Annotated in this window: 19 protein-coding genes and 2 pseudogenes; 15 read left to right on the forward strand and 6 right to left on the reverse strand. The window is 33.9% G+C overall.

Annotation, left to right across the window (positions count from 1 at the left end):
• Positions 1-74: 74 nt before the first annotated feature.
• The 3 genes from ACONDI_RS01400 to ACONDI_RS01410 all read right to left on the reverse strand — a co-directional run bounded on the left by ACONDI_RS01400 (position 75) and on the right by ACONDI_RS01410 (position 2,803).
• Complete coding sequence (locus ACONDI_RS01400; protein ID WP_241079717.1) at positions 75-1,205, reverse strand: YheC/YheD family endospore coat-associated protein; 1,131 nt, start codon at positions 1,203-1,205, stop codon at positions 75-77.
• A gap of 253 nt (positions 1,206-1,458) precedes the next feature.
• Entirely contained in the window at positions 1,459-2,382 is a 924-nt protein-coding gene (gene trxB / locus ACONDI_RS01405) for a thioredoxin-disulfide reductase (RefSeq protein WP_241079718.1), read from the reverse strand.
• A gap of 64 nt (positions 2,383-2,446) precedes the next feature.
• The gene (locus ACONDI_RS01410) at positions 2,447-2,803 is read right to left on the reverse strand and encodes an ArsR/SmtB family transcription factor (RefSeq protein ID WP_241079719.1); all 357 of its coding nucleotides are present in this window, start codon (positions 2,801-2,803) and stop codon (positions 2,447-2,449) included.
• A 246-nt stretch (positions 2,804-3,049) separates the two neighbouring features.
• On the opposite strand from ACONDI_RS01410, the gene ACONDI_RS01415 reads away from it, so the two are divergent.
• The 7 genes and pseudogenes from ACONDI_RS01415 to ACONDI_RS15790 all read left to right on the forward strand — a co-directional run bounded on the left by ACONDI_RS01415 (position 3,050) and on the right by ACONDI_RS15790 (position 8,118).
• On the forward strand, positions 3,050-3,979 hold the full coding sequence (locus tag ACONDI_RS01415) for an amidohydrolase family protein (RefSeq protein WP_241079720.1): 930 nt from the start codon (positions 3,050-3,052) through the stop codon (positions 3,977-3,979).
• 157 nt (positions 3,980-4,136) lie between these two features.
• Positions 4,137-4,319 (forward strand): annotated as a pseudogene (locus tag ACONDI_RS01420) (glutaredoxin family protein); the annotation flags it as partial.
• Between the two features lie 197 nt (positions 4,320-4,516).
• The gene (locus ACONDI_RS01425; protein ID WP_241079722.1) at positions 4,517-5,923 is read left to right on the forward strand and encodes a S8 family serine peptidase; all 1,407 of its coding nucleotides are present in this window, start codon (positions 4,517-4,519) and stop codon (positions 5,921-5,923) included.
• A 145-nt stretch (positions 5,924-6,068) separates the two neighbouring features.
• Entirely contained in the window at positions 6,069-7,100 is a 1,032-nt protein-coding gene (locus tag ACONDI_RS01430) for a uroporphyrinogen decarboxylase/cobalamine-independent methonine synthase family protein (protein WP_241079723.1), read from the forward strand.
• Between the two features lie 113 nt (positions 7,101-7,213).
• Complete coding sequence (locus ACONDI_RS01435) at positions 7,214-7,723, forward strand: Crp/Fnr family transcriptional regulator (RefSeq protein WP_241079724.1); 510 nt, start codon at positions 7,214-7,216, stop codon at positions 7,721-7,723.
• Between the two features lie 16 nt (positions 7,724-7,739).
• A complete protein-coding gene (locus tag ACONDI_RS01440; RefSeq protein WP_241079725.1) occupies positions 7,740-7,901 on the forward strand; it encodes a hypothetical protein in 162 nt (53 codons plus the stop codon).
• A 28-nt stretch (positions 7,902-7,929) separates the two neighbouring features.
• Complete coding sequence (locus ACONDI_RS15790; RefSeq protein ID WP_420848172.1) at positions 7,930-8,118, forward strand: hypothetical protein; 189 nt, start codon at positions 7,930-7,932, stop codon at positions 8,116-8,118.
• 65 nt (positions 8,119-8,183) lie between these two features.
• Here the strand turns inward: ACONDI_RS15790 and ACONDI_RS01445 are convergent, their stop codons facing one another.
• Positions 8,184-8,618: a 4Fe-4S binding protein gene (locus ACONDI_RS01445; RefSeq protein WP_241079726.1), complete on the reverse strand. Its 435-nt coding sequence runs from the start codon at positions 8,616-8,618 to the stop codon at positions 8,184-8,186.
• Positions 8,619-8,632: 14 nt separating this feature from the next.
• Between ACONDI_RS01445 and ACONDI_RS01450 the strand changes: the two are divergent.
• Both ACONDI_RS01450 and ACONDI_RS01455 read left to right on the forward strand, forming a co-directional pair.
• Positions 8,633-8,815: pseudogene (locus tag ACONDI_RS01450) on the forward strand (transposase); the annotation flags it as partial.
• Between the two features lie 16 nt (positions 8,816-8,831).
• Positions 8,832-9,881, forward strand: coding sequence for an RNA-guided endonuclease InsQ/TnpB family protein (locus ACONDI_RS01455; protein WP_241079727.1), 1,050 nt, complete (start codon positions 8,832-8,834; stop codon positions 9,879-9,881).
• Between the two features lie 128 nt (positions 9,882-10,009).
• Here the strand turns inward: ACONDI_RS01455 and ACONDI_RS01460 are convergent, their stop codons facing one another.
• Complete coding sequence (locus ACONDI_RS01460; RefSeq protein ID WP_241079728.1) at positions 10,010-10,246, reverse strand: hypothetical protein; 237 nt, start codon at positions 10,244-10,246, stop codon at positions 10,010-10,012.
• A gap of 276 nt (positions 10,247-10,522) precedes the next feature.
• Here ACONDI_RS01460 and ACONDI_RS01465 point away from each other — a divergent pair, with 276 nt between their 5' ends.
• The 6 genes from ACONDI_RS01465 to ACONDI_RS01490 all read left to right on the forward strand — a co-directional run bounded on the left by ACONDI_RS01465 (position 10,523) and on the right by ACONDI_RS01490 (position 13,529).
• Positions 10,523-10,999 (forward strand): permease, encoded by a 477-nt coding sequence (locus ACONDI_RS01465; RefSeq protein ID WP_241079729.1) that lies wholly within the window; start codon positions 10,523-10,525, stop codon positions 10,997-10,999.
• A 27-nt stretch (positions 11,000-11,026) separates the two neighbouring features.
• Entirely contained in the window at positions 11,027-11,581 is a 555-nt protein-coding gene (locus ACONDI_RS01470) for a permease (protein WP_241079730.1), read from the forward strand.
• Between the two features lie 44 nt (positions 11,582-11,625).
• Complete coding sequence (locus tag ACONDI_RS01475) at positions 11,626-12,198, forward strand: TetR/AcrR family transcriptional regulator (protein WP_241079731.1); 573 nt, start codon at positions 11,626-11,628, stop codon at positions 12,196-12,198.
• A gap of 48 nt (positions 12,199-12,246) precedes the next feature.
• Positions 12,247-12,570 carry a cupin domain-containing protein gene (locus ACONDI_RS01480; RefSeq protein ID WP_241079732.1) on the forward strand — a complete coding sequence of 108 codons (324 nt, stop codon included), beginning with the start codon at positions 12,247-12,249 and terminating at the stop codon, positions 12,568-12,570.
• Positions 12,571-12,707: 137 nt separating this feature from the next.
• On the forward strand, positions 12,708-12,881 hold the full coding sequence (locus ACONDI_RS01485; RefSeq protein WP_241079733.1) for a DUF362 domain-containing protein: 174 nt from the start codon (positions 12,708-12,710) through the stop codon (positions 12,879-12,881).
• Positions 12,882-12,923: 42 nt separating this feature from the next.
• Positions 12,924-13,529 (forward strand): class I SAM-dependent methyltransferase, encoded by a 606-nt coding sequence (locus tag ACONDI_RS01490; protein WP_241079734.1) that lies wholly within the window; start codon positions 12,924-12,926, stop codon positions 13,527-13,529.
• Here ACONDI_RS01490 and ACONDI_RS01495 read toward each other — a convergent pair.
• Entirely contained in the window at positions 13,526-14,119 is a 594-nt protein-coding gene (locus tag ACONDI_RS01495; protein ID WP_241079735.1) for a TetR/AcrR family transcriptional regulator, read from the reverse strand. The genes ACONDI_RS01490 and ACONDI_RS01495 overlap by 4 nt on opposite strands.
• Between the last annotated feature and the right edge of the window lie 175 nt (positions 14,120-14,294).

Genomic DNA, 14,294 nt, shown 5'->3' on the forward strand with positions numbered 1-14,294 from the left:
AATCTCCTTCACGGAATATATTTTGATAGTAATAATTTATTCTGAAGTAAACTCATTGTGTGTTTTTTGGGGATTTAATAGTGATATAAAAAACGGGCATAATCAAATATAGCCTGAAATTGAGGGTGCACTCCCTGGCAATCGTCAAGACCTTCCACTAAGTCTTTGTCAGGCTTTGTATTTACTTCTAAAAACCACAGCTTCCCATTAATATCTACTGCTATATCTAAGCCTAACTCCCCGAATGAACAAAACTCTTTTTCAATATGGTATGCTATTTTTACTGCAGTGTTTGATACATCTTTTGGTGTTGGAATGTTAACATTAGATTGACTTAACAACTCAGGATAAATATTCGAGTAAAAATTGCATTCACTTCCGACAGAATAATTAGTAATTGTCTGGTTTTCTTTAGCCGCGATCCTAGCATAACTGTTAATAGCTTGCCATTTTCCTTGACTATCCTTTATAAGCAAAATTCGGATATCAAAAGGGCGGTTTTTATAATTAAGTAGTCTTATTCCCTGCTGGACAAGGAAACTTCCCCCAGAATTATTATCCATGAATTCTTCTACAATTTTTTTCAATTCTTGTATATTACCTATCTCATTCTCTAGTAATCCATTAGAAAATGTAGCAACTTTGTATGAACTACTTGAACCGGTCTTTTCAATGGACATTACTTCTTTGCCTCTTTTGCCATAAAAGGATTTAATAAAAATAAATTTATAACTTCTTAGCATGATTAAGACATCGTTAAAGTTTTGATAGCGAATTGTAACAGGTAGATATTTTGCTACAAAGTCATGTGATAGTAGATACTTATATGTGTTCCATTTGCCGATATAATCTCTGCTATTTATAGTCTTAATCTTTAACTTATCTCTGAACTTTGTACGAATTTTTGACACTGCTTCTTTTTCACTTTCTGAAAATCCTGAACCACGATCATAAATAACATCTGGAAAAGAAAACCAACGATAACACCATTCATTTGAGTCTAAATCAAAAGTTAGTCCTTTTATTTTCTTGTGTTCCCAGTCAATACTGTCTATCGAGAACAGATAACAAACAAAGTTGTTAGCGTGACCTGCTAAGATATGATCTAGATCAGTTGTGGAATTATCAACAGAAAGACGTGCTGGTTTTACAAAGATGCCTAAAACCGGATTTTCATTTTTAGAATCTTTATTTTTGACCTTCAATTTGTAATCACTCCAACCACCTACTAATTAAAAATGCTATACTTATGTGAATATACTTTTTGCACAAAAATTGCTGTTAAATGAAAAAATTTTGTGATGTAATATAATATTTATTAATGTCAGTTTAGTTGAAGGTTTGATAACAGCTAAAGGTAAAACAAATAAAAAAGCCCTGCCTTTGTGGCAGGGTAAAAACTAACGGCAAAATATGATAATATATTTATGGTTATATCTAAATATAGCTAAATGATATTTAAATAGTTAGCTTTTTTTCCAAGTCAAAGGCAGCTGTTGCACCGTCTGACATGGCCGTTACTACCTGGCGAAGGGTTTTTTGCCTTACATCTCCTACAGCATAAACTCCGTTCACGTTTGTTCTCATCTCCTCATCAGTAAGGATATAGCCGTTATCATCTAAATTCACTTTTCCTTCCAAAAATTCTGTATTTGGATTAACTCCCACGTAAATAAATACACCGTTACACGAAAGTTCTTGTTGTTCCTGGGTTTTTACATTTTCTAAAAGAACATTTTCTACTAGTGCATTCCCTTTAATTTCTTTGATTACTGTATCAAGTTTGACTTCGATTTGTTCGTTGCTAAAGACTTTTTCTTGAAGGTATTTTACCCCTCTAAGCTGGTCTCTTCTATGTACAAGGGTCACTTTTTTGGCAAAACGGGTTAAGAAAAGTGCCTCTTCTAAAGCAGAATCTCCGCCTCCGACTACTACAACTTCTTTATCTTTAAAAAAGGCACCGTCGCAAGTTGCGCAGTAAGAAACTCCTCTTCCTGTAAATACCTGCTCACCTGGAACTTTAAGCTCTCTTGGGCTTGCTCCGGTTGCGACCACAATACCTTTTGCAGTGTAATTTTCTCCACTTTCTAGCATGACTTCTTTGAGGTTTCCGGATAAGTTAAGGTCTTTTACTGTTCCCATTTTTAGATGAGCACCGAATTTTTTTGCTTGTTCGTCTAATTTTTTGGCCAAGTCTGGGCCAGTAGTTCCTTCGGGAAAGCCCGGGTAATTATCTACATGTTGAGTGTTGATAAGCTGACCGCCAGGTGCCATCTTCTCAATTAGAAGAACATTCATCCGTGCCCTGGCACCATAAAGGGCTGCTACAAGTCCTCCGGGACCTCCGCCGATTATTATCATATCATAATTTTGATTTTCCACTAAAAAAACCCCCTTATAAATAGTCATATTTATATTTAATATGATTCTGGTGCAAAAAGTCATCTTATTTATCAGTTTCACCTTTGTTGCTTCTATCTTCCTCTAATATTTCTTTTGAACTATTTACTAAATCAGATAAGCGTTCTAACATAACCTCTCTCATGATATCACATGCCTCAAGCACCCTTGGATTACACAACTCAAAATATACATTTAGGCCTTCTTTTCTTGTGCAAACAAGGCCTTTATCTCTTAATATTGACAAATGTTGAGAAGTATTAGCTCTACTTGTTCCTAGTTCATTTGCTATCTCATCAACATGTTTTTCGCCTTCTTTTAAAAGATATATAATTTCTATTCTTTTAGCATTTGATAACACTTTACACATATCAGCATGAAGTTCGTAAAGCTTTTTTTTCATTTTTTTCCCCCTTATGTGTTAAAATTAACCAAGTACAAGTATTATATTAGTAGTTAATAAATTTGTTAATTAATTTAACAGAATTATATGAGACATTAAAAATGTTGTCAAATTAGTTTTAAGTTGATTGAACTAAAGCCAGATTATTGACATTTCAATTTTACTTTAATATAATCCACATCAAACCATACTAATTAAGTAATTAATGAAGTAGTTGACTTTAGTTATTGAGGAGGAAACTTTTTAATGCAAGAAAAAATAATTATGCCCGACTTTCCGGTAATAGATTTTCATATGCACCTTCCAATAAAAGGTAGCCCTCCAAAGAAAGCAGCGGTTAATGATCCTGCCATTATAAAGCATAGGGAAAAGCTTCAAAGTAAGTTTTTTGAAAAATGGGGTTTTTCGAAACCAAATGGCAAAATGTATTCTCCAGAAGAAGCTGCAAAGCTTTGGAACAAAGAAAAAGAGTATTACGGCTTAGAAAAGCTAAATGCTGTAACTGCCGGGTTTGATAATGATGTACTTGCTGAAATAATCAGTTCTTACCCAAATACTTTTGAAGGTTTTGTCCATCATGATATACAAGAACCTGGCTCTTTAGATGAATTAAAACGAGGAATTGAAACTCTTGGTCTAAAAGGCTTAAAAATTCTAGCTCCTTTTATGGATGAGCCCTTTGATTCACCTGAATTTGAGCCTATATGGCAGTATATGAACGAAAAAGAGCTTCCTGTTTTGATTCACTTTGGCATAGCGGGTGGAGCAGGAGGACTTGTTAGCTATAAATTAATAAGCCCTCTGTCAATTTTTGAAGTAGCACGTTCTTATACAAGTATCCCTTTTATTATTCCTCATTTTGGGGCAGGCTATTTTCAGGATGTTCTTCATCTTGCATGGTCATTACCTAACATATATGTTGATTCCTCTGGATCTAACCAATGGTTAGATTGGATGGCTTATGATTTGGAACTTAAAGATATTTTTAATAAGTCCTTGAAAACATTGGGTCCGGAGAGAATGATTTTTGGCACCGACTCTAGCTGGTTTCCGAGAGGGTTTAGTTATCCCTATCTAAAAGTACAGCTAGAGATACTAGAAGACTTAGGAGTTAGCAAAAAAGATCAGGAGTTATTCTTTTCAAAAAATGCTAGAAGACTTCTCGGGAATGATTGATTTAAATTGATAAAAAAAGTGAGCAATTTATTCTGGTGCAAAAAGCCATTTGTAGCCAGAATAAAAATTAAATAAAAACAACAATAATTTACAAGGGGGAAATTTTATGTCTGAAGAAGTTCGTGTTTTTACAAGTCCCGGTTGAGGATTTTGTGACCCAGTGAAGGAGTTACTTTCACAGGAAAATGTTAGTTTTGAAGAGGTTGACGTTTCTCAAAATCCGGATGCAGTTCAAGAGCTAGTTGAGTTAACTGGTGAAATGAAGGTTCCTGTAGTTAGAAAAGGAGATAACTTTGTAATAGGTGCAGATAAGGAGAAAATTAAAGAGTTGGTTACTTAAAAGCAAATAGTTTATCTCAAAAAGTATATTTATATTAAAATAGGGGTTATGACTACCCCTATTTTTTAGTGTGCTCATCGAAGGGTGTTAAAGGAAGGTATTAATCTATTTCTAAAGAAAGATAATGAAAGATATAGAAATTAATAAGGATAAGTTAAACTCTAGGATAAATTTTATTTTGCAGGTAGGTGAAAGTAATGTCTTTTCGCCCGGGTGCTATGTTTATAGTATTATCTAGTTTGATATTGGTTGTAGTTACTTTGTTAGCTTTTAAATCAGGTGTTGGGATAGGCTATAGACCTGTAGAAGATATTACCCCTTCTAGCTTTCGCGCCCCTGCTTTAGATAATACTGTTAAAGACAGCAAAACTGGTGAAGCTTACGCTGCTGGGGAGATTTTGGTAGTCTCTAAAAATAATTCAGGATCATCACAAGAACTTTTTGAACAAGACATTGAAAAAATAGTTAGCGAGGAATTAAATGGTCAGGTTGTAGGTTCTATCATAGAAAGTGGGATATTTCAGGTGGAGTTTTCGGGTGAGAACGAAAATTTATTTGAAAGATCCATAAAAAAATTAGAAAAATATGAAGAAATAGATGCTGTTTTGCCTAACTATAAGCAAACTCTAAATAATTATGAAGATAAATGGACTCAACATCAGGAAAGGTTTTGGGGACAAAAATTAATCAATCTTCATAAAGCCTGGGAGGTTACAAAAGGCAGTGATGATATTGGCGTAGGAGTTATAGATTATGCTTATTCTACTGCTCATCCGGATTTAGAAGGTGCTAAATTTGTAGCACCAGGGGGAAGCTTACATAATAATGATGATTGGAGCGATCTACCAGGAAGATATACTGATCACGGCACAGGTGTGGCAAGTGTTGTTCAGGGAGTTATGCGGGAAGCGGATTTGACATGTTATGGGACATATTTTTTGAGTGATCGGGTAGAAGCTATTTTGGATGCTATCAGAAGGGATATCAGAGTAGTGAATATAAGTATGGGGCCTATTTGGGGCCGGGCTGGTAATACTGATAACTATAGTGAGCAAGTTAAGAAGAGAAAAGAGCTATTTTGGAGGCCAATACTACAAAAAGCATACAAAAATGACCTATTAATAGTACATGCTGCTGGTAATAATCATCAGATAGACTCTACTAAAATTCCTCCTGCGTCTTTGTCTGCAGAATTTGATAATTTGATATCAGTTAGTGCTATTAATAAAAACCTTGATAGAATTTTTGTTTCTGGAAATAGTATTGACGTATCTGCCCCGGGGTCTAATATTTGGGCTGGGAGGACTTACTACGGCGTCTGGGATGGTTTTAGTGAACCGTATGATTTTTCGAGTGGGACTTCATATTCAGCTCCTTTTGTCACAGGGGTGGCGGGTCTTATGCTTTCAGTAAATCCTGACCTTAAACCTAAAGAGATTAAGGAGATTATAGTAGACACTTCTTTTATACCTGAAGACTTAGATTATGAAAAAGAATTAGAATCAGAATTAGAATCAAAATCCGAATGGGATTATAACTGGGGGAGCGGTATAATTGATGCAGGAGCCGCTGTAAAAGCTGTAAAGGATCAAATAAATAATTGACTTTACTGAAAAAATTCGATTTATATAAGTTTTGGCTTTTTGGTGTGACTTTCATCACTGTAATGATGCCTTCAAAGAAGTAAAATATAATTAGAAAAGATTTAGAAGGATTTAAGAAAGATTTTATTATAAGGGGTTGATAGTGATGAAAGTTGAGAATTTTGGTAAGTGCAAAACAAATGCTATGGGGATACTGCCTCATCAGGATACGGATAGAGCTTTAGAATTTAGTTTGTCACTTGACATACCATTTTGGCCACAGCTTCCTAAGAAAAATATCTATGAAGATATGTATATACAGTTTTCAGAGAATTTTCCCGGAATTAATATTGATGAAAACAACTTTAAAATTACTTTGAACAAAGAAAAATTTTATGAAGAGCTGCCAGAGTACCTAGAGAAGGCTGAAGATGAAGATTTTTATGGATTGTCTGATGATTACACACTTACATTTAATAAATTCTTGGAAAAAGATTTAGATAAATATCCGGCAATAAAAGGCCAGATTATAGGTCCGATAAGCTTTGGATTAAAGATTATGGATGAAGAGAAAAAGCCGATTATCTTCCATGATGAAATAAGATATTTGCTATTTGAATTTTTCAGAGAAAAGATTAATTATCAGTACAAACAACTCTACAAAAAGCATGATAATGTAATGATTCATATTGATGAGCCTGGTCTTGAGTTTGTATTTAATTCTTTCTCAGGATATGCTTCAGAATCTGCTAGAGAGGATCTTAGCCAGCTTCTTGCAGGGATAGAAGGTCCTAAGGTTATTCACCTTTGTGGTAACCCTGATTGGGATTTTCTTTTGAAGCAGGATCTAGATCTGTTGTCCTTTGATGCATATTCAAAAGGAGAAAGAATAATCAACTATCCTTCATTAGCAGAATTTATTAATGGTGGCGGAATAGTAGCCTGGGGAATAGTACCTACCCATTATGAAATTCTAGAAAAAGAGAGTATAGAAAGCCTAGCAGATAGATTAGAAAACTTATGGAGTACTTTAGAGAAGCAAGGTGTAGAAAGAGAAACAATTATAAATAATTCACAGCTGACTCCTGCAACATGCTCTATTATGGGAGCCAAAAATGTCGAAACAGTTGAGAAAGCTTATGAGTATTTAACTAAACTAAAAGATCATATTCTATCAAAGAATAATGTAGAAGCATAGGGATTTAAGATTTTTAAGTAAAAAAAGCCATGGATGATAATGTTTCATTCATGGCTTTTGTCAGTAATTTTATGGTATGATAGTTCATTTTTTAGAGATAGGAGAGATTATAATTGGATGACAAATATATAAAAAGCCTTAAACTTTCCCCTTTATTTAAAAGTAAAGATGAAGAGGGAATTAACAAAATCTTTTCCCAGATAAATTATAAAATCAATACTTTTAAAATTGGAGAAAAAATTTTTTCGCAGGGAGATACAGCTAATTATATGGGGGTAGTTATGAGGGGAAAAGTTAAAGTGAAAAAGCGTATATCACCTGAAACAGTAATACAGCTAGCTATTTTTGAAGAGGGAGAAACTTTTGGAGAGGCTGTAATGTTTAAAGAAAATAAATACCCTGCTACAGTAACTGCTGCAAAAGATTGTAATTCTAATGATGATGGTAGTGATGATAGTGTTAATAGTGATAATGATAGTGTGACAGTGATGCTTTTACCCAAAGAAGACCTAGAAAAACTTATGGAGATTGATGAGCAGTTTGCCGCGAATTTCCTAAAAATATTAAATGGAAGATTAAAACTTTTTAATGAAAAGATAAATTCAGATCACATAACAAATTAGAAAGGAGCGGGCTTATTTGGACTATTATGAAATTAATGCTTGCGGTGGAGCTAGGGGTTGTCCTATGGCTATTCTAGACGATAAGAAGCTTGTAGAAGATTTGGAGGAGATATTAAATAGCAGTGAATTAAGGAATATATATAAAGAAAAAATCAAAGGTAATATAAAGATTCATTAAAAGCTAAAAATAGCCATCAGGCTATAGGATTGAAGTAGGGGGGAAGCTTGGGAGACATCCTCGCTTTGCAAAAAAGCTAGTTAATTTTGTTAGTCAACGAGAGGCTGTGGCAACCATTGAAAAATTAATTGATTTATATACTAAAAATATGGGAGAAGAATTTGAAAGGTTTAGTGAATATGTTGAGAGAGTTGGGGTGAAGGGCGTCCTTAGTTGAATAAAGTTTAATTAAAAAAATGAGGAGTAAGTAACCTGATACTCTCCCCTCATTTTTTTATTGTATTATGAATTAACGGCCTCTTTTTCCTGTTCTTGATAACTACCATGTACTTTGCCATAACTAATGGCATTTTTAGGGCAAACTTTTTGGCAATCATAACAAACAAGACATTCTTTATTATCTATCACCCTTTGTTTTGTATCGTTATACTTAGAAATGGCCTGGTTAGGACATACTTTTTCACATAAACTACAACCATTGCAGCTGCTGCGATCAATTTTCATGCCAAATGGTGAAATACGAGAGGTTATATTTAAAATGGCCCCATGAGGACAAATCCTATGCCAAAAATCTTCAGTGAAGAAAAATGATATGCCTACTCCTATGATAACAAGATATAAAATTACAGTACTAGGGCGAAAAGCCCACGGTTTTAAATCGTGGGATGAAAGCCCATTTTTTTTATAAATTATCGTTGCAGCACAAAGAAAAAACATATACACTAGAGTTTATGAAACAAGAATATAGAAGAACTAAAACAACCGCATCATTAATCAACTATCATTTTGTTTTCTGCCCAAGATATCGAAGAAAGATATTTTCAAATCAAAAGGTAGAAGAGCGATTTAAAGAAATTGTCCATGAAGTAAGTATCGAACAGGAAATAGAAGTAAAGTATGTCGAAGAACAAAAAACAAGAGGGTGAACTCATGGAAAAAACAGCGAAGATCAAACTACTACCAACAAAAAAGCAAGAAAAAAACCTAATTGATATATCAAAAGAATACATAAAAACCGTCAATACCCTGGTATCTAAAATGGTACAAGCTAAAAAAGCATTAAATCTATCATCAAAAGATGTCCAAGTCCCGATGCCAAGTGCCGTCAAAAATCAAGCGATCCGTGATGCAAAAAGTGTTTATCGTAGATCCAAAAAATTAAAAAGAGTCCCTATTCTAAAAAAGCCCGTCTGTATATGGAACAATCAAAACTACAAAATCAAAGACAACATCATTGAATTCCCAGTATGTATCAATGCTAAATCAAAACGTATAGCCATAAAAGCCGTATTAACCGAATATCAAAAAGAGCTACTTAAAAACAAACTGGGCACACTGCGCATCACAAAGAAATCAAACAAGTGGATTGCCCAAATATGTGTAACAGTACCAGACCCTAAACCTAAAGAAACAGATATAATAATGGGTGTAGACTTAGGCCTAAAATCTCCAGCAGTCGCAGTAACAAGTACCGGCAAAACAAAATTCACCGGTAACGGCAGACAAAACAAATATATCCGCAGAAAATTCAAAACAAAACGACGTAAATTAGGAAAAGCAAAAAAATTAAATGCCATCAAAAACCTCAACGACAAAGAACAGCGCTGGATGAAAGACCAGGACCATAAAATCAGCCGTAAAGTGGTTGACTTTGCAATAGATAATAAAGTTTCCACCATTAGATTAGAAAAACTATCTAATATCAGAACCACGGCAAGAACAAGCCGTAAAAACGAAAAGAACCTTCATGCATGGTCATTCTATCGTCTAGCATCATACATTGAGTACAAAGCCAAGTTAGCAGGCATAGCAGTAGAATTTGTAAACCCTAAATACACCAGTCAAACATGTCCTGTATGTAAAATACTAAACCAAGCAAAAGATAGAAAATATCAATGCACCTGCGGTTTTAGTTCGCACCGAGACCGGGTAGCAGGGATGAATATCATCCATGCACCTGTGATAGATGGAGCAGCTTAAGCTGCAGTCTATCAGCCCATACTGCTATATGCACTGGTATGGGAAGGGTACTGGCATACCCTTAGCTTGGGAGCTGTCCAAAGCGGAAATGGATTGAGGACGGTAAGCTACCCAAGAATCCCACGCATTTATGCGTGTTGGAGTGTCAATTTTGACTTGTGTTCTGCAATTATGCCCGTAGCTATAGCCATTAGATATTTGTACTTCAAAGGGATAACGTCCTCAGTGTATACAACTCTATAATAATCACCAATAACATTTTTGAAATCTTCACCTAACTCTTCTGCAATTTTGAATGCAGGGGGAGTAAACCCCAATTTTTCTTGTGCCTCCTGTTCGGCAATATGTTTCTCTCTTTCACTCATAATATAACCCCTCCTCAAAATTATAGTGAGTACTCACTATAAAAATATTATACTTTATAGTATTTGTCAATAAAATAATATTGACAATAAAATTATTATAAGATAGTATTTTGAGTGAGACCTCACTCGAAGTCTTTGGAAAATATTTTTTATAAGAAAAAGCTTGCTTCTTCTTCGTCAGCTTCTTCTGTTTCTTTTTTGTTTATGAGTGAGGTCTCACTAACCGAAAAAATTGTTAAGCAAAAAACCTTAATTTACATCAGGGAGGTAAGTATAATGGAACTGATCGTAATATATTCAATTTTTGGGATAGCATTTACTTATTCAATCGTTAAAGACAAAGAAAAAACTAAACAGGCGCTTATGGGTACAAAAAATATATCTATGAAGCTGTTACCATCTATATTGATTATTATAGGTTTGGTGGGACTGTTACTTGGATTTGTACCTCCAGAAACTATTAAAAGTCTTTTAGGAGAAGAAGCGGGTTTTGCGGGTACAGCTACTGCAGGATTATTAGGATCTTTATTCTTCATCCCTAATATTGTGGCTGTTCCCCTGGTTGGTTCATTACTACGCTCGGGTGCTTCAATAATGACTGCTGCAGCATTTTTGACAACTTTGACAATGGTGGGTACTATGACAGCGCCAGTTGAAGTTAAGGAATTAGGGAAAAAATATACTTTGTTTCGTAATCTTCTTAGCTTTATATTTGCCCTTGTTATAGCTATTATAATGGGTTTAATATTATAAAAATTTTAAGATGGGTGGTATCGCAAAATGAACATTTTAAAACGTAAAGATATTCAAATATTAATACTTATGGTGATAGTTTTTGTTACAATTCAATTTTTATTTCCAGAGACTTCAAATAGAGTCTATATGACTACTTTGGATTATTTTATAGAGATGATAGTGATATTGCCTCCTGTTTTTATCTTGATGGGTTTATTTCAGGCTTGGGTATCTAAAGATTTTATTCAAAAACATCTAGGAAAAGAATCAGGGCTTAAAGGTATGCTTATTTCCTTTTTATTTGGGACACTACCAACGGGTCCGTTGTATGTAGCTTTTCCTATAGCTTCAGGACTTCTTAAAAAAGGAGCAAGAATAACTAATATTACGGTATTCTTGGGGGCCTGGGCTGCTACAAAACTTCCACAGGTGATGGTAGAGATAAAGTTTCTGGGCATTAGCTTTACTCTTTTGTTACAGGCTTTAACTATAATTTCAGTATTTTGTATTGGGTTTTTGATGGAGAAGATAATGAAAAACAATCAAATTGAAGAAGAAATTGATGATACAATAAGCCATGAAACTGGTAAACAGACCTAACTGATGCTATATAACTAAAACTAGATTATGAGGAGGAACAAAAATTGAGTGACAAAAAGGAAATTATAAGACTGGCAGCAATTGAAACTTTTGCAAACAAAGGGTTTTACTTTTCTACTACAGATTTAATCGCCGAAAAAGCGGGAGTAGCTGTAGGAACTATTTATAATTATTTTAAAAATAAGCAGGATATTCTTGAATATATTTGTCAGGTGGAATTTGAGAAAAGAAAGGCTTTCTTTGATGAACTTCAAAAGCAGGACTTAGACCCCGTTGAAAAGATCAGAAAAATAATCCAAAAACATTTTGACGAGGTTAGAGAAAATCCCTTATTGGTAAAAATTATACTAAGAGAGAGGCAGAATACTGATAGTTATTCTACAAAAAATAGTGGTTTGAAGATTATTATTACTGAAGTCCTAAAAGAAGGTATGGAGGAAGAAAAACTACGAGAAGCAAATCCTAGCATATTAGCAACAATAATTTTTGGTGCAATTGAAGCTGTTATGGGTGAGTATCTAGAGAGCTATGAAGAAAATAACCCTAAACCTGAAATTTTTGATGAAGCCCTGATGAATATAATTAAGCTTTTGGAAAAAGGCGTTATTATAAGTTAGGTGTAAAACTATTTTAAATAAATAAAATTTAACAAAGGGGAGAAAACTATGAGTTTAGTAGAGCTTAGTAAGCTAGAATCATTTATTAATAAGAGAGGGATAGAAACAAAGAAAGTTGTACAGAGGGATGAGGTAAGTGTTTTAAATTTGGAGATTAAGCCAAAGGAAAACATAGAAAGGCATAGTGTAGATGTTCATGTGACATTTGTTGTTCTAAGAGGTTCTGGCAAAATAATCATTGGAGAAGAAGAACATGAAGTAGAACCTCATAACATTGTCCTTTGTGAGCCTGATGTCCCGATGGAACTGTTTGGTGGGGAAGAAGGTCTTTCTGTTCTCAATATTAAAACGCCAAATCCTAATCCAAAATAAATTAATTAAGTAGGATTAGGGTTATATCAAAAATAAAGAGAAATTTTGTATCAATCAATTTTGTATTAATTATTGACATTTCTGAAGGAGCTTTTTATAGTTAAATTATTAATAAAAAACAAGGGAGAGTGGGAGTTTTGGCTTATAAAATTACTGACGAATGTATAAAATGTGGTGCATGTGCAGAAGAATGTCCAGTAGATGCAATTACTGAAGGGGAAGAGACTTATGTTATTGATCCTGAGTTATGTATTGATTGTGGGGCTTGTGCAGATATTTGCCCTGTTGGTGCACCTATAGAAGATGAATAAGGATTTAATTAAAACAATATTGGTTTAAAGGAAGTTTGAAAGATGGATTTTTTTAAATTTTTTGCTCCATTTTATGATGGGTTTATGAAGTTGATAGGCAATGAGAAAAATTTAGAGTTTTTGGTAGAACACATCAGTACAAATTTGCCAGTCCAGAACTCTAAAACTATCCTCGATGTAGGTGGAGGTACAGGCACCCTTGCCTCTAAACTATATGCCAAAAGCTATAATGTGACAATTGTTGACACATCAAAAGATATGCTTAGTAAAGCAAAAGAAAAAGAAATACCAGAAAAAAACTTGGTAGTTGGCGATGCAGCTGACCTTCCCTTTGATAGTGAACAGTTTGATGTTGTGCTTTGTTCAGATGCTCTACATCATTTTCCTTCTAGGGAAAAAAGCCTTTGGGAGATGGTAAGGGTATTAAAACCTGAGGGTGAACTCTTGATACTTGATTTTGATCCAAAAAAATTAGTAACAAAAGTAATTAAGATTACAGAAAAATTATTTGGAGAGCCTACTGAATTTTATTCTCCTCATGAATTAGAGAATTTACTATACTCTAAAGGCCTCGTGGGAAATTGCCAGCATATTAACCGCTGGCAGTTTTTGTATCAAGGTCGAAAAAGAACATCTTTTAAGTTTTAACTTTTGACTCCTGACAAAAAAATTTCCACCACTTCTTCTATTACCTCTATTTCATCAAAGCTTTTGTAATTATCTGCCTTTAAAACATCCTGCCAGGCAATAAAAGATACTATCATTCCAATAAAAGCCCTGGATGTAATTTGTGGAGTAAAGTTTTTAAACTCACCTTTAGCAACTTTATCTTCGATATAGCTTTCTAAAGGTGAAAATATTTTTAATGCAACATCCTCTATAAACTTTTCTTTTAATTCTGGAAAGAATTGTGCTTCATATATAATTACTTTTATTAAAGGGAAATTATCTTTAATTAACTGCTTATGATTTTTGAGGAATTCTCTTAATATAACTTTTGTTTCATTATCAGCTGCCTGCTGTAACAAGGAGGAAATCTCTTCAGCGTTTATTTCATCAACCAGTTCAAGTAATAAGTTTTTTTTAGTCTTGAAATGCTTAAATACAGTGCCCTCTGCTACTTCTGCATTATTTGCAATTTCTAAAGTTGAAGTATTATAAAACCCTTTTTCTGCAAACAAAGAAATTGCTGCCTGTATAATTTTCCCTCTTGTTTGATTACTTTTTGTTCTAGACAATTTGGTTTACCTCCTGAGTTTTTCCCTTAAGTTACTGCTTAATTATAGCATATTTGAAACTTTAGCTAAAATAAAACCAACTTCCACGTAACATTTGTTACTGCTTTTGGCTTTTTTTATTGGTAAAATATACATAACTTAAAAAATAATTGATTCTTTTGGCAAAGAATTTATT

This window comes from Natranaerofaba carboxydovora (assembly GCF_022539405.1).
In the GTDB taxonomy this organism is placed as follows: domain Bacteria; phylum Bacillota; class Natranaerobiia; order Natranaerobiales; family Natranaerofabaceae; genus Natranaerofaba; species Natranaerofaba carboxydovora.

Excerpts from the sequence above, each read along its gene's own strand:
- ACONDI_RS01470 (WP_241079730.1), top strand. The coding sequence starts at position 11,027 with ATGAACATTTTAAAACGTAAAGATATTCAAATATTAATACTTATGGTG.
- ACONDI_RS01490 (WP_241079734.1), top strand. The coding sequence starts at position 12,924 with ATGGATTTTTTTAAATTTTTTGCTCCATTTTATGATGGGTTTATGAAG.
- ACONDI_RS01410 (WP_241079719.1), bottom strand. The coding sequence starts at position 2,803 with ATGAAAAAAAAGCTTTACGAACTTCATGCTGATATGTGTAAAGTGTTA.
- ACONDI_RS01480 (WP_241079732.1), top strand. The coding sequence starts at position 12,247 with ATGAGTTTAGTAGAGCTTAGTAAGCTAGAATCATTTATTAATAAGAGA.
- ACONDI_RS01460 (WP_241079728.1), bottom strand. The coding sequence starts at position 10,246 with ATGAGTGAAAGAGAGAAACATATTGCCGAACAGGAGGCACAAGAAAAA.
- ACONDI_RS01430 (WP_241079723.1), top strand. The coding sequence starts at position 6,069 with ATGAAAGTTGAGAATTTTGGTAAGTGCAAAACAAATGCTATGGGGATA.
- ACONDI_RS01445 (WP_241079726.1), bottom strand. The coding sequence starts at position 8,618 with ATGTTTTTTCTTTGTGCTGCAACGATAATTTATAAAAAAAATGGGCTT.
- ACONDI_RS01415 (WP_241079720.1), top strand. The coding sequence starts at position 3,050 with ATGCAAGAAAAAATAATTATGCCCGACTTTCCGGTAATAGATTTTCAT.
- ACONDI_RS01455 (WP_241079727.1), top strand. The coding sequence starts at position 8,832 with ATGGAAAAAACAGCGAAGATCAAACTACTACCAACAAAAAAGCAAGAA.
- ACONDI_RS01465 (WP_241079729.1), top strand. The coding sequence starts at position 10,523 with ATGGAACTGATCGTAATATATTCAATTTTTGGGATAGCATTTACTTAT.
- ACONDI_RS01425 (WP_241079722.1), top strand. The coding sequence starts at position 4,517 with ATGTCTTTTCGCCCGGGTGCTATGTTTATAGTATTATCTAGTTTGATA.